Annotated in this window: 11 protein-coding genes; 5 read left to right on the forward strand and 6 right to left on the reverse strand. The window is 72.0% G+C overall.

From position 1 onward, the window contains the following. Positions 1 to 843 precede the first annotated feature (843 nt). Positions 844 to 1,599, forward strand: a complete 756-nt coding sequence (locus ACGF3I_RS32645; protein ID WP_393138470.1) for an ABC transporter ATP-binding protein — start codon at positions 844 to 846, stop codon at positions 1,597 to 1,599. After that, entirely contained in the window at positions 1,599 to 3,518 is a 1,920-nt protein-coding gene (locus tag ACGF3I_RS32650) for an FtsX-like permease family protein (RefSeq protein ID WP_393138472.1), read from the forward strand. Before ACGF3I_RS32645 ends, ACGF3I_RS32650 begins: the two co-directional genes overlap by 1 nt. Positions 3,519 to 3,550: 32 nt before the next feature. On the opposite strand, the gene ACGF3I_RS32655 is transcribed toward ACGF3I_RS32650, so the two are convergent. The 3 genes from ACGF3I_RS32655 to ACGF3I_RS32665 all read right to left on the reverse strand — a co-directional run bounded on the left by ACGF3I_RS32655 (position 3,551) and on the right by ACGF3I_RS32665 (position 6,594). After that, complete coding sequence (locus ACGF3I_RS32655; protein ID WP_393138474.1) at positions 3,551 to 4,519, reverse strand: LysR substrate-binding domain-containing protein; 969 nt, start codon at positions 4,517 to 4,519, stop codon at positions 3,551 to 3,553. A 154-nt stretch (positions 4,520 to 4,673) separates the two neighbouring features. Next, positions 4,674 to 5,411 carry a BTAD domain-containing putative transcriptional regulator gene (locus ACGF3I_RS32660; RefSeq protein ID WP_393138476.1) on the reverse strand — a complete coding sequence of 246 codons (738 nt, stop codon included), beginning with the start codon at positions 5,409 to 5,411 and terminating at the stop codon, positions 4,674 to 4,676. 241 nt (positions 5,412 to 5,652) lie between these two features. Further along, entirely contained in the window at positions 5,653 to 6,594 is a 942-nt protein-coding gene (locus ACGF3I_RS32665) for an ArsR/SmtB family transcription factor (RefSeq protein WP_393138478.1), read from the reverse strand. Between the two features lie 480 nt (positions 6,595 to 7,074). Here ACGF3I_RS32665 and ACGF3I_RS32670 point away from each other — a divergent pair, with 480 nt between their 5' ends. The 3 genes from ACGF3I_RS32670 to ACGF3I_RS32680 all read left to right on the forward strand — a co-directional run bounded on the left by ACGF3I_RS32670 (position 7,075) and on the right by ACGF3I_RS32680 (position 10,333). Continuing rightward, positions 7,075 to 8,391 (forward strand): sensor histidine kinase, encoded by a 1,317-nt coding sequence (locus ACGF3I_RS32670; RefSeq protein WP_393138480.1) that lies wholly within the window; start codon positions 7,075 to 7,077, stop codon positions 8,389 to 8,391. Next, complete coding sequence (locus tag ACGF3I_RS32675) at positions 8,388 to 8,999, forward strand: DNA-binding response regulator (RefSeq protein ID WP_393138482.1); 612 nt, start codon at positions 8,388 to 8,390, stop codon at positions 8,997 to 8,999. Before ACGF3I_RS32670 ends, ACGF3I_RS32675 begins: the two co-directional genes overlap by 4 nt. A 323-nt stretch (positions 9,000 to 9,322) precedes the next feature. Continuing rightward, positions 9,323 to 10,333: an ArsR/SmtB family transcription factor gene (locus ACGF3I_RS32680; protein WP_393138484.1), complete on the forward strand. Its 1,011-nt coding sequence runs from the start codon at positions 9,323 to 9,325 to the stop codon at positions 10,331 to 10,333. A 114-nt stretch (positions 10,334 to 10,447) separates the two neighbouring features. Here ACGF3I_RS32680 and ACGF3I_RS32685 read toward each other — a convergent pair whose 3' ends face one another. The 3 genes from ACGF3I_RS32685 to ACGF3I_RS32695 are packed head-to-tail and all read right to left on the reverse strand — an operon-like array spanning position 10,448 to position 13,835. Then, positions 10,448 to 10,972: a flavin reductase family protein gene (locus ACGF3I_RS32685; protein WP_393138486.1), complete on the reverse strand. Its 525-nt coding sequence runs from the start codon at positions 10,970 to 10,972 to the stop codon at positions 10,448 to 10,450. Next, the gene (locus ACGF3I_RS32690) at positions 10,969 to 12,261 is read right to left on the reverse strand and encodes a cation:proton antiporter (RefSeq protein WP_393138488.1); all 1,293 of its coding nucleotides are present in this window, start codon (positions 12,259 to 12,261) and stop codon (positions 10,969 to 10,971) included. Before ACGF3I_RS32690 ends, ACGF3I_RS32685 begins: the two co-directional genes overlap by 4 nt. A 23-nt stretch (positions 12,262 to 12,284) precedes the next feature. Beyond that, positions 12,285 to 13,835, reverse strand: coding sequence for a tryptophan halogenase family protein (locus ACGF3I_RS32695; protein WP_393138490.1), 1,551 nt, complete (start codon positions 13,833 to 13,835; stop codon positions 12,285 to 12,287). Positions 13,836 to 14,081 lie beyond the last annotated feature (246 nt).

The following is a 14,081-nucleotide window of genomic DNA, read 5'->3' on the forward strand; positions in this document are numbered from 1 at the left end:
CTCGTCCTCAATCGCCGGACGGGCTGAGGTGGCCTGGTGCTGCCCAGCACCGAGCAGTTAAGGGGCGCGGGGAACTGCGCGAGAAGCGACCACGGCCCGCACACGAACACGGGGTTGGGGGCGCGAGGAACTGCGCAAGGCAGGCCGGCACAACCATCCGGGCCAGCACCGGTGGCGTCAGGGGCGCGAGGAACTGCGCGACGCAAGCTGGGACGCACGTGCGGGTCACACCGACCCTGCTGGGGGCGCGGGGAACTGCGCGAGAAGCGACCACGGTCCGCACACGATCAGGGGGTTGGGGGCGCGGGGAACTGCGCAAGGCGGGCCGGAACGCACACGCGGGTCCGCACCAACCCCACCAGGGGCGCGGGGAACTGCGCACACCCCGGGCGGAAGTCAACCCCGGCCCCGCTGACCGGGGTTGTTCAGCGAGGGATGAAACACCTGGCCGCCCCGCCCGAACCCCACCATCCTAGGCGCCCCCTCACCCGAAAGTGGAATCCTCCCCCCACCCCTCAACCTCTTCACACAGCACCGCGTCAGAGTGGTCGAGTACACGGCACAACCCCTCGCACCACCCGCCCGGGAGCGCGTCAACTCCCGTCCTCAAAAACCGAGTTGCCCGCCCCACGGGCGTCCCTGCGGAGCAGTGTCCGCAGCCCCGACGACCGGCCGTACGCACCCGACCAGGGAGTCGATCTGATGAACCGCCCAGGATCCGGAACAGGACCCCACCCGGGCCCCCACCCGGGCCCTCCCCCAGGACCGCGCCCAGAACCCCCCGCGGCCCCGCAGACCCCGCACGCCCGGCAGGGCCACGACGACGGCCCCGACGACGTAGTCGTGCTCAGCGACGTCCGCCGCGTCTACGGCACCCAGCGCACCCCCACCCCCGCCCTCGCCGGAGTGACCGTCCGCTTCCGTCGCGGCACCTTCACCGCCGTGATGGGCCCCTCCGGGTCCGGCAAGACGACCCTGCTCCAGTGCGCCGCGGGGCTCGACCGGCCCACCTCGGGCACGGTCACCCTCGACGGGCTCGATCTGTCGGGGCTGAGCGAGCGCGCCCTCACCAAGCTCCGCCGCGAGCGCATCGGGTTCATCTTCCAGGCCTTCAACCTGCTGCCCGCCCTCACCGTCGAGGACAACGTGACGCTGCCGCTGCGCCTGGCCGGGCGCAGGCCCGCACGGGGCGCGGTCGCCCACGCGCTGGAGCGGGTCGGCCTCGCGGACCGGCTCGGGCACCGGCCGGGCGAGTTGTCCGGCGGCCAGCAGCAGCGCGTCGCCATCGCCCGCGCCCTGATCACCGACCCCGCCGTCATCTTCGGCGACGAACCCACCGGCGCCCTGGACACCCGTACCGCCCTCGAAGTGCTGCACCTGCTGCGCTCGGCGGTGCGGGACGGCGGGCAGACCGCGATCGTCGTCACCCACGACCCCGTGGCCGCCTCCCACGCCGACCGCGTGGTCTTCCTCGCCGACGGCCAGGTGGTCGACGAGCTGCACGGCGCCTCGGCCGACACGATCGCCGAACGCATGACCCACCTCGGCGCGTGGGGCGACCTGCCCGGCGCCCGCTCCTCCCTCAAGGGAGCCCTGTGATGTTCCGTCAGACCCTGCAAACGCTCCGGTTCCGCAAGGGGGGCTTCCTCGCCTCCTTCATCGCGCTGTTCTTCGGCGCCCTGATCCTCGCCGCGTGCGGTGGTCTCATGGAGACCGGCGTACGCGCCGACGTGCCGCCCCAGCGCTATGCCACCGCCCCCGTGGTGGTCGCCCGCGGCCAGTCCACCGACGGCGACCTGGTGCTCGCCTACGACCGGCTCGACGCCTCGCTCACCGCGCGGCTCGCGGCCGTGCCCGGCGTCCGCCAGGCCCTGGGCGACGTGTCGTTCCCCGCGCTCGCGCCCGACCGGGGCGCGAGCGCGGACGACGGCATGACCGGGCACGGCTGGTCCTCCGCGGTGCTGGCCGGCGCCCCGCTCGCCGAGGGCGCCGCACCGCGTACGGCCGGCGAGGCGGCCCTGGACGCCGGGCTCGCCGGCCGCCTCGGTGTGCGGCCGGGCGACCATCTGCGCCTGACGGTCTCCGGCACACCGGTGGCCGTACGGGTGAGCGGCGTGGTGCGCCCCTCCGCCGGCACCGGCGCCGCCCTGTACTTCACGGACGTCCGGGCCCAGCAGCTGCGCGGCACCCCCGGCAAGGTCGACGCCATCGCCGTGCTGCCCCAACCGGTTCTGGATGCAAGCCAGTTGAAGGCGCGGATCGATCCGGTCCTGCGGGGTCTCGACGCCACCGCGGTGACCGGCGAGGACCGGGGCACCGTGGAGTTCCCCGACTCCGAGGGTGGCGCCTCCCCGCTGATCTCGATGTCCGCCGTCTTCGGCGGGATCGCCGCCATGGTCGCGGTGTTCGTCGTGGGCTCCACCCTCGCCGTACTCATCCAGCAGCGCATGCGGGAGATGGCCCTGCTGCGGGCGATCGGCGCACTGCCCGGCCAGATCCGGCGCATGGTGGTGGGCGAGACGCTGGTGGTCGGGGTCATCGCGACGGCGCTCGCGCTCTATCCGGGGCGCGCCGCGGGCGAGTTGATGCTCCATCAGCTGGCGGGAGCGGGCGTCGTGGACTCCGAGATCGTCTACCGGGCGGGGTGGATCCCGCTGGGCACCGCCGCCGGTACGGCGTTCTGCGCGGCCATCGCCGCGGCGTTCATCGCCTCGCGCAGGGCCGCGCTCGCCCCGCCGACGGCGGCCCTCAGTGAGTCCGCGCTGCCCACCCGCTGGCTGAGCGCGCCCCGTCTGGTGTGCGCGCTGCTCTGCTTCGCGCTCGCCGCGGCGCTCGCGTTCGTCACCGCCACGGTGATGGACGGCTCGGTGGCCTCCAGCACCGCGGGCCCCGCCGCCATGCTGTGGACCGGCGGCGTCGCCCTGATCGCCCCCGGCCCGACCCGGGTCCTGCTCGCCCTGCTGCGGCCGCCCCTGCGCCTACTGCCGGGCCTGGCAGGGGAGTTGGCGTCGGACAACGCCCGCGCCCGCAGGATCCGCACGGCCGGCGCGGTGACCCCGGTGGTCCTCGCCACGGGTCTGGCCACCGCGCTGATCTACCTCCAGCTGAGCGGCGGCGGCGAGGCCACCAGCGCGTGGATCAACTACCTGCTGGCCGGCACCATCATCGGCTACGCGGTGATCTCCCTGGTGAACACCCTGGTGGTGGCCGCGTCCGAACGCCGCCGCGAGTTCGCGCTGCAACGCCTGGTCGGCGCCACACCGGGGCAGATCCTGCGCATGGTGACCGTGGAGGCGCTGCTGGTCGCGGTGATGGGCATCGCGCTCGGGTCGTTCGTGGCCCTGGCGACGCTGGTGCCCTTCAGCCTCGCCCTCGACGGCTCGTGGCTGCCGGGTGGCGGCGTCGTGGTCTATCTCGCGATCGTGACCGGGGTCGGGGTGCTCACCCTCCTGGCCACCCTGCTGCCCACCCGGGTGGCCCTGCGTTCCCGGCCCGCGGAGGTGCTGGCCATGCCGTGAGCCGGACGGTCGCGTCCGGCGCCGGGCACCCGTCAGGCGGTGCCCGGCAGGAAGGGTCTCAACTCCGCGAAGGATTCGGGGTGTTGGGCGATCCAGGCCCAGTAGCGGGCGATCGTACGGGCGTACTCGCAGTAGTAGCGCCGTACGGTGTCCACCAGGCTGCGCACGGTGCTGCGGGCCAGCGAGTCGCTGCGCCACACGAGCAGCATCTCGGTGCTGGCCGTGCCGCTCACCGGCACCAGCGCGACCTCCTTGGTGGCCCCGGTCGGCGTGGTCAGGGCCACGGCGCCCGCGTCCCGCACCCAGTTCATCGCCTCGTGGTGGCCGTCCACGTAGTGGAGCACCTCGGGGTCGGTGTGGTCGAACTTGGCGAAGAGGTGCTTCTCGATGGGGTGGAACCAGTGGTCCCGCGCGTACCGCACCCAGGTCAGGCCGGCGAGGTCGGCGACGCCCACCCCGGTCCGGTCGGCGAGCGGGTGGCCGCGCGGCACGGCCAGCCAGACCGGCTCACGCACGATGACCGTCTTGGCCAGGGCCGGCTCCAGCACGTCGGCCGGGGCCACCAGCGCCATGCTGGGCACCAGCGCCGCGTTCAGCGCCCCGCCCCGTACGGCGGCCACGGCGGCGGCCGGCGCGAGGGTCTCGCTGCGCACCTCGCCGACGGGCAGCGCCTCCTGGAGCACCATGCGCAAGGACGGCGGAGTCCATTCGGCGTTGCCGAAGCGGAACACCTCCGAGGAGTACGCCCCGGCCTCGGCGATCACCAGGTCGGCCTGGTGCACGAGGTCGGCGAGCAGCGGCAGCAGCCGCTCCCCGCGCGAGGTGGGAATTACGCCCGAGCGGCTCCGCACGAATAGTTCGCCGCCGATGGCTCTTTCAATGCGGTGCAATTGCGCGGTGAGGCTCGATTGCGGAAGGTTCAATTCCACCGCTGCCTTGGATATGCTCCCGGCACAGTCGATGGCCATCACGATCCTGGCATGACGTAACTCGACGTTCACTTATCCCCCGTTCGCGACCGACACCCGCGGACGTCCATCCGGCAGAAGGCCCGGACCGGTCGCACGCTAACAGGACGCACACGTTCAGTCCATATCGGTGCCCAGTGGGGGCGGGGGCCGCCGGACGACATCGGGGGAATGCAACGGAAATCGGTCAGCCGGCCGCGGGAAGGGCGTGCGCGAGCACACAGCGCGGCTCGCCGAGCGTTTCGTCCTGGCGGAGAATCGCCTCATAGGCCCGGTGCAGCGCACGGCCCGGTTCGAGTCCCAGATCCACCGCGAGACGGCGGCGTGCACCGTGGAAGATCTCCAGCGCCTCGGCCTGCCGGCCGTCCCGGTAGAGGGCGAGCATCAGCAGCTCGCTCAGCCGCTCGCGACCGCTGTGCTCGACGGCGAGTTGCCGCAGTTCGGAGACCGGGACCCGGGCCGCGTCCACCGAGAGCTTGGCCGCCGTCAGGTCCTCGTACGCGGTGATGCGGCGCTCTTCGAGGTGATCGGCCTGGATCCGGCAGCGCATGCCGTCGCGGGCGTCGAGCAGCGCGGGCCCGCGCCACAGGCCGAGCGCCGACTCCAGGGTGACGATGGCCCGGTGCGGGTCGCCGTCGACCAGCGCGGCACCGACGTCGGCGAGTTCGAGGAAGCGGTGCGCGTCCACACTCGCCACCGGCACGTCGAGCAGATATCCGCTGCTGACGGTGCGCAGCGGCTCGGTGGTGCCGGTCACCGACTGCAGCAATTTGCGCAGCCGTCTCACATTGGCTTGAAGTGCGTTGCGCGCGTTGGCCATCGGCTGCTCACCCCACAGCTCGTCGACCATTCGGTCGGAACTGACCGGTATGCCCGGAGAGAGGGCCAGCATGGTGAGCACCACCCCGGCCCGCTTCGAGGCCATCGTGTACCGCTTGCTTCCGTGCGCGAGGTAAAGCGGACCAAGAACGTTGATTTCCATAGCAGGACCCCCATGTCATCTCGCGGACTCGCACATGATGCCCAGGAGGATTCCGCCGGGGGAAATACCATCTCGGCGGGAAAGGAGGCGTCATCAGTATGGCTTGGTTTCGATCTCGGGCCGCCGCGGCCGCGATCCGGTCCCCTTTTTCCGTACGAGCCCCCCGCCGGCCCGTCCGTATTGTTCACCGGACGCTCAATGACCTGGTACGCGTCTGCTGCGCGGGCACGATCGCGGGTCTGCCCTCGAGCAGCGCGAGGCCGAGCGGGGTGACCGTGTGCAGCATCGAGTTGCGGATGCGGCGGCTGGTGATCAGGCCGGTGCGGCGCAGCACCGCGGTGTGCTGGCTCGCGCCCGCGGCCGAAATCCCGAGCCGGTCGGCGAGCTCCGACGTGGTGCAGGCACCGCGCAGCACCCGCAGCGCGGCGGCCCGGGTCTGGCCGACCAGCGCCCCGAGCGCCTCCGCGGTGTCCTCCGGCTCCGCCCACAGCGCGGCGGCCTCCTGCGGCTGCGGGGGCGCGGCCACCACCAGGGTCGGCCGGTCGCCGCCGTCGGACGGGTGGATGAGCTGGGCGGGACGGTGGTTGAGGAACACCGAGGGCGCCACCACCAGGCCCGTACCGCCGAGCACCACGTCCTCGTCCGGGCCGCCGGGGATCTCCAGGACGGGCGAGGCCCAGGTGATCCGGGGGTGCAGGGTGGTCATGAGCTGCTCGACCCCGCCGGCCATCACGGTACGCACCCGCGCCTCGCACTCGGCCTCCAGATAGGCCTGCATGTTGTCCCAGTACGGCGCGACGGCCGCGCGCCACACATCGAGCAGGTCGACACCGGGCGGCCAGTTCAACTGACGTGCGGTGAACGGCAGTTGTGGGACGCCCGTCACGACGCCGAAGCGCAGCGCGTAACCCGCCCGGTCGTTCGCCTCCGCACACCGCCCGCCGCCCCGGGCCCGCGCCTGCGGCAGCGGCAGCCGGTTGGCCAGCTGCCGCTGCCAGCGCAGATAGGGCGCCTGGACGCCGCGGCCGAGCAGGCCGGCCGCGAAAGCCGTCTCGACCAGCGGCCCGGCGCCGGCCGTGAGGCGGGTCCTGGCCAGGTCGGCCGCGGAGAAGTGGATGCGTTGCACAGCGTCGCCCCCATCTGTCGCGTGACGTGCTGGACGTGCCGGTCCGGGACCGGCCAACACCGTTGTGTCCATGGGTGGTTGCGCCCGGACGCGGCCCGTGTCCTGCCGTCCGTCCCGTTCGCGCACCGAAAACCTCAGGTTCCGGTCATCCGCTGACGCACGGCTGACCGGCCCCGGCCGCCCGGCGGGCTCGCGCCGCGTCCGGACCGCTCCGTCGTCAGAGTAAGCGCGTTCGGTGCCGTTGACGATCTCTGCTTCTCACGGCGCGACAGTGAAGAACTCACACCCGCAGGACGACCCGGACCCGCCCGGACCGCCGCCGCGAGCAGGCCCCCAACAGCCGCCCGGCCATACCAACCCGCCGCCAATTGCCTTGCGGCGCCCACCAGTTCGGGGCAAGCGCTTAAACTCCGGTCGACGACGCAGTGGTGTCGGTGGGTCTACCGGGCGAGATCGAAAGGGACTGGGCGGGCGGACGAGATGCCACGTCACGAGGAGAGGGAACCGCTTCAGGAGGCGCCGCCGGGAGCCGAGGCCGCCGCCGCGCTCGACACACGCGATCTGCCCGCGCCCCGGCTCGCGCGGCTCATCCTCACGGTCGTCCTGCTCGGGCAGCTGAGCGTGATGGTGACCAACCTCCAGGGCGCGCAGCCCGATCCACCGCGGCTGGTCGTCTCGCTGGGCTGTCTGGGCCTGGTCTTCCTCATCCAGCTGCGGCATTCGAGCCCGCGCGCCCGCCACGCCCCCGCCTGGCAGCGGGCCACCACCCTGGCCGCGCAGGCGCTGCTCACCTATGTGCCCATCGTGGCCTTCCAGCACCGCTGGGCCGCCATGGCCGGATTCCTGGCCGGCTCGCTGCTGCTGCTCCTGCCCGCCCGCTGGGCGTGGCCCGCCTACGGAGTGGTCGGGGTGTCCGTGCTGATCCCGCCGACGCTCGACGGGCTCTCCGTACGCGAAATGGTCTCGCTCGGCCAGTCGACGCTGCTGACCGGACTCGTCGTGTACGGCCTGACCCGCATGGCGGAACTCATCCTGGTGCTGCACCGGACGCGGGGCCGGCTCGCGGGACTCGCCGTCACCCAGGAGCGGCTGCGCTTCGCCCGTGACCTGCACGACCTGCTCGGCTACAGCCTCTCGGCGATCACGATCAAGAGCGAACTGGTCCTCCGGCTCATCCCGGTGCGTCCGGGGCGCGCCCTGGACGAGGTCGCGGAGGTGCTCACCATCGCCCGCCAGTCGCTCGCCGACATGCGCGCCGTCTCGCACGGCATGCGCCGCATGTCCCTGGAGCAGGAGCTGGGCGCGGCCGAGTCCCTGCTGCGGGCGGCCGGCATCCGCGTACGGGCCGAGCACCGGACCGGCGCGACCGAACCGGCGGTGGACGCCGTGCTCGCGGCGGTGCTGCGCGAGGCCGTCACCAATGTGCTGCGGCACTCACGGGCCGACAGCTGTGTGATCGAGGCGGCCGAGGAGGCGGGGTGGGTGCGGCTCTCCGTGGAGAACGACGGCGTCCACTCGTCCTACCGCGACCTCTCACCGGACGGCGGGAGCGGGCTGGACAACCTGCGCGACCGGGTCGGGGCACTCGGCGGCCGGCTCACCACCGTCCACGGCCCGGGCCCCACCTTCCGCCTGACGGCCCGGGCCCCCGCCACCGCACCCACGCCCGCGCCGGCACCCGCGCCCGCCGCCACCACCGGACCCGCCCGCCCCACCGCGCCCGCCTCGTACGCCCCGCAGGGAGCGCCGCGGCGGGGTGAGCGTGGGAGAGGCCCGAGAGAGGAACTGCCCTCGTGACGATCCGCATCCTGCTGGCCGAGGACATGAACATGGTGCGGGGCGCACTGGTGGCGCTGCTCGACCTGGAGGACGACTTCGAGGTGGTCTGCGAGCTGGAGCACGGTGACCGGATCGTGGCGGCGGCCCTGGAACACCGGCCGGACGTCGCCATCATCGACGTCGGGCTGCCCGGCACCGACGGCCTGACCGCCGCGGCACGGCTGCGCGAGCGGCTCCCCGAATGCGCGGTCCTGATCCTCACCAGCCTCGGCCGCCCCGGCACCCTGCGCCGGGCCCTGACCGCCCAGGTGTCCGGCTATCTGCTCAAGGACGCGCCCCCGCAGGAACTGGCCACGGCGGTGCGCACGGTGGCGGCGGGCCGGCGCGTCATCGATTCCCAGCTCGCCCTCTCCGTCTGGAACAGCACCGAGAGCCCGCTGACCGCGCGGGAGACCGAGGTGCTCCAACTGGCCGCCGAGGGCCTCAAACCAACCGAGGTGGCCCGGCGTCTCGGGCTCTCCCTCGGCACCGTCCGCAACTATCTGACGACCGTGGTCACCAAGCTCAAGGCGCGCAACCGGGTGGACGCCATCAAGATCGCCCGGGACGCCGACTGGCTCCTGTGACCGGCTGACGGCCGACAACTGACGGATAACAGAAGGCGGATGACCGCTGACCGCTGACCGCCGCCCAGTGCCGGCCGACCAGTACCGGCCGATGGTGACCGACGACGGCCGACGACGGCTGATGGTCACCGGGCTGTCAGCTCCGCGTCAGCGTCCACGACAAGCATGAGGGCACGGGCCGTACGACCCGCACGTGTCATGTCCCGATGTCCGGGGCCGCCCACAGGAGGCCGGCCCCGCCGGGGCGACGACGTCCCCCTGACGTCCAGCGGCTGTCGGCCCGACCGTTCCTTTCGCGAACGCGCTCACCAACGGGGGCAGTTATGCAACGCATCCACTTCACCGCTGCCGACATAGCCAAGACCCGCCTGACGACCACCGCCGGGCCGCTGATCGAGACGGCCTTCGCGTACGGGCTGCTGGCCCGGGGCGTCACACCGGCGTACGCGCGCTGGCGCAAGCAGGTCGCCACCCGGCTGCCCGCCTGGCCGAGGTTACGGTCGGGCGGGGTCAGCCAGGTGAGCGACCCCGAGGCGCTGCTGCGTCTGATCGAGCACAACGGCACCGAGGGCCTGAGCGGTGATGTGGCCCAACCGGACGTCCTGGCCGCCCAGTTGTCGGCCTATCGCGAGGCGGCCGGGCTCTCGGAGGTGTGGCAGGCGGCCATCGCACCGTACTGGGACCACATGGAGGCGTATCTGGAGGGCGAGTGCGAGGCGCGCGGCCGCGTGGTGATGGCGGGCGGCGTGGGGCTGCTGCTGACCACCCTGCACCCGCGGATCACCTGGCGCTCGCAGGTCCTGGAGATTCCTGGCGGCCCTGACGAGGACATCCACCTCGACCGGCGCGGTCTGACGCTCACCCCGTCGGTGTTCCTGCACCACCGGCCGGCCCAGCTCACGGGGCGGCGCAGCGAGGGCGGCGAGCTGGTGCTCGCGTTCGCCGCGCCGCCGGACGTCCAGCGGGCCTCGGCCCTGTGGGACGAGCCCGACGACAGCGCGCAGTCGCTCGGCGCGCTGGTCGGCCAGACCCGGGCCGCCGCGCTGCGGGTGCTGCGCGCCACCTGCACCACCGGCCAGCTCGCCCATCGGCTCGGCATCTCGGCGGCCGGCGCGAGCCAGCACACCACGGTGCTGCGTCAGACCGGTCTGATCACCACCCGCCGCATCCGCAACACGGTGCTGCACACGGTGACTCCCCTCGGCCTCGCCCTCCTCGACGGCCTGCCGGCCCGTACCGCGTGCGACCGCGAGCCCGAACGGGCCACCCCGGCCCAGCTGTGGCGCCACGCCCTGGACGCGGTCCCGCAGCGGATCGCGCAGCACGTCTCCTGACGCGCCATCAATTGTGCTGTTCGACCCCGCACTTGTGCCCATGACGCCACAAAGGTCCGGCCCCCTTCTTCAGGGGGCCGGACCTTTGCCGCACCGTACGGGCGGGCCCTCGGGTCACAGGCGGGACCAGGGGCGGAACTGGCGCAGGCCGTACAACAGCGGCAGTGCGCCCTGCCGTTGGGTGATGAGGCGGGCCGCGCCGAAGACGGTGACGTGGTCGCCGGTGCGGTGCAGGGCGCTCACGTCGCAGTCGGCCACGGTGTGCGCGTCCCGCACCAGGTGCGGGCCTCCCGAGTCGGCCTCCTGCTCCCAGGGCACCATGTGGAACCGTTCGGGGTTGCCGGAGGCGAACAGCTCGGCCGTCTCCTGGGCCCCTTCGTGCAGCAGGTTCACCGCGAAGGTGCCGCGTTCCAGGATGGCCTCCAGGGTGGGGCTGCCTTCGCGCAGGCAGACCAGGAGCGTCGGCGGCTTCAGCGTGACGCTGCACACCGAGGAGCAGGTCATGCCGCGCGGTGCCCCGTCCTGGCCGGTGGAGGTGACCACGCCGACGCCGGTGGGGAAGCCGCTCATCATCGCGCGGAAGCGGTCGGGCGTCGTCCGGTCGGCCACCACTTCGACGTTGACGGTGTGTTCGGTCATCGGACACTGCTTTCTGTCGCTACGGCGAGCGGGCCGGTGACGGGGCGGCGCTCGCCCCGGTCGAGGAGGTTGAGCAGCGGTCCCGTCATGGCCGTGGTGGTGAGCGCCATGACGATCAGTGCGAGGACGATGGGCCCGGTCAGGATTCCGGCGCTCAACCCGGCCTGCAGGGCGATGAGTTCGGTCAGGCCGCGGGTGTTCATCAGGACGGCGACCTGGCGGGCGGTCCGGGGTGAACGGCCGCCCCGGCGCGCCCCGAGATAGCCGCCGAGCCCCTTGCCGAGGCAGCCGAGCACCACGGCGGCGGCGATGAGCTCCCAGGAGGTGTCGGCGTACGAGCCGGTGAGCACGGTGATCCCGGTGACCACGAAGAAGGCGGGGGCCAGCAGGGAGCCTGCCCGTCGGACGGCGGCGACGGGGCGTTCCCAGGGGGCGTCCTGCCCTGCGGGGACGGCGAAGCCGACCAGGGCCGCGCCGAGGATCGCCGTCATGCCGAGGTGTTCCATGGCGAGCGCGACCGTGAGGGCCACCGCGCCGAGGGTGAGGGCCGCGGTGCGCGGCAGCCGTGCGCAGGCTGCGCGGGCGGTGCGGGTGCGCAGGCCGTGGCGGACGGCCAGGGCGCACAGCACGCCGAAGGCGAGGGCCCGGGCCGAGTGCAGCAGTCCGTCGACGCTTCCCTTGCCGAGGCTGATGGCGAGGGTGAGCAGGAGCCAGCCGACCGCGTCGATGACGATGGCGGCGGCGAGCGCGGTCTGGCCGGCCTGTGAGCGGGTCATGCCCCGGTCCGCCAGGATCCGGGCCATGACGGGTACGGCGGTGATGGACATCGACACCGCGACCATCAGGACGAAGGCCGGCAGCGGGGCGCTTCCGCGGGCCGCGCCGTCGTCGGTGACGAGGACGAGTCCTGCCAGCATCAGGCCGGTGATCAGGGGCGGGGCCAGCGCCCCGGCCGCGACCCACAGGGTGCCGCCGCGGCGCGGTCCGCCGTGCTCGGCCCCCAGCTGGTGGGCGAGACCCACCAGGAAGAGGACGAGGCCGGCCTGGGAGATCAGCTTGACGACGTCGAACACGGGCGCGGGCAGGGCCGCGTCCAGGGCGCCGCGTCCGAACAGGGCGATCACGGCGGGTCCGCAGAGCAGACCGACGACGATCTCCCCGATGACGACGGGCTGGCGCAGGGTCCTGGCCAGGGCGCGCCCGGCCAGGGCTATCAGGAGAATGACGGCGAGCGCCGCCAGGACGTGGGCGACGCGCGTCGCGTCGCCGAGGAGCCTCAGCGTTTCCATGTCGCGGTTCCCCCGTCGTCCGCTCAGTGGTGCTGGGCGAAGTATTCGTACGCCTTGGGGAGCGTGCGGGTGAGCCGCTCGGTCTTCTCGCGGATGGCCGCGAACTCGCGTTCGGCGGCGGTGGGGTCGGACAGGGCGAGCGCCGGTGACGGCTTCAGTTCGATGCCGCCCATGCCGAGCAGTACGCACATGTACGAATAGGCGGGAAGGCCGTGGTAGTACGGGAAAATGCTCTCGGAGTCCGGGACCTGGGTCTTCCACATTTCCAGGCGTTCGGCGAGGGAGTCCGGAATGACGCGGGTCTTGGTGTCGCGCCAGTACTGCGTGTCCTGGCGCTTGGCGGACACGTAGTGGAGGACCAGGAATTCGCGGATGCCGTCCATGACGTGGGAGACCGAGCGGTTGTAGAGCAGGCGCTGGTTGGGGTTCCAGTCCTCGTTCGGGAAGTTTTTGGCGATCTGCTCGATGGCGTGGTGGATGAAGAAGATTCCGGTGGATTCGAGGGGCTCCACGAATCCGCTGGAAAGGCCCACGGCGACACAGTTGTTGACCCAGGAATTGCGGCTGCGGCCGATGCGCATCTTGATGTGGTTGGCGTTGACGTCGGCGGCGGCCGGTCCGACGAATTCGCGCAGGGTGCGCTCGGCGTCCTCGGGCGAGAGGTAGTCCTTGGCGTAGACGTATCCGGTGCCGACCCGGCCCATCAGCGGAATGGTCCAGATCCACCCGGCGTCCTGGGCGGTGGCGGTGGTGCAGGGCAGGATGCCGCGCCGTTCCATGTCCATCGGGACCTGGAGGGCGACCGCGCTGTCGTTGGGCAGCGTGTCCTGGTAGGAGATGAAGGGTTCGTTCAGCGCCTTGTTGATGAGCAGTGCGCGGAACCCGGTGCAGTCGATGTACAGGTCGCCGGTGAGGTCGCCGTGTTCGGCGGTGGTGACGCCGCTGATCCAGCCGCGTTCGTCGAGGTCGACCTTCTGGACGTCGTCGACGATGTGCCGCACGCCGCGTTCCACCGAGTACTTGGTGAGGTATTTCGCCAGCAGCGCGGCTTCGAACTGGTAGGCGTAGGGGAACTGCGTCTTGCCCTGGTGCTCGGACATCGTCAGGCCCTGCATCTCGTCCGCGCCCTCGTCGAAGGGCTGGTCGATGAGCGCGCCGTCGAGGTTGCGCGGGCTGAGTCCGGCGTCGATGACCGAGGCCATGACGAAGCAGTCCTTGTCGAACCGGTCGGTCGGCCCCTGCTGGAGCCACCAGTCGGTCAGCGGGAAGCCGTTGACCGAGCGCATCTGCTCGAAGGGGTGGTAGAAGTAGTGGCCCTTCTCGCGCCAGTTCTCGAACCGGACGGCGAGCTTGTACGTGGCGTTGCAGGCCGGCATCCAGTCCTTCTCCTTGAGTCCGAGGAACTCGAAGAAGTGGCGGATGTCGCTGAACGTGGCCTCGCCGACGCCGACCGCGCCGACATTTCCGGACTCGACGAGCGTGACGTTTATGCGCTCTCCGAACGCGGCCTTGAGATACGAGGCCGTCATCCAACCGGCTGTGCCGCCACCCACGATCACGACTTTGTTGAGCACTGGTGACTCCTGTTCGGTAGTCCACGGGTTTCGCCAGTGGCTCCGGCCCCCGTTGCGTTTTTCCTGGGTGGCGCCACCGAGAAATGAGACTAGGGGTGGGCCGACTTCGGGCCCAGATCCTTAAGTGTTGACCGAAAAGCGCAGGTGGGGCTAACCCCATGGACAGATGGCGGCAAGATCCGGTAGGGGCGCCGGGTCGGCGCCGGGTCGGCGTCAGCCCACTGTCAGCGGACTCGGGGAGCATGA

The sequence above is a fragment of the Streptomyces sp. NPDC048111 genome (genome assembly GCF_043202815.1).
Classification (GTDB): Bacteria; Actinomycetota; Actinomycetes; order Streptomycetales; family Streptomycetaceae; genus Streptomyces.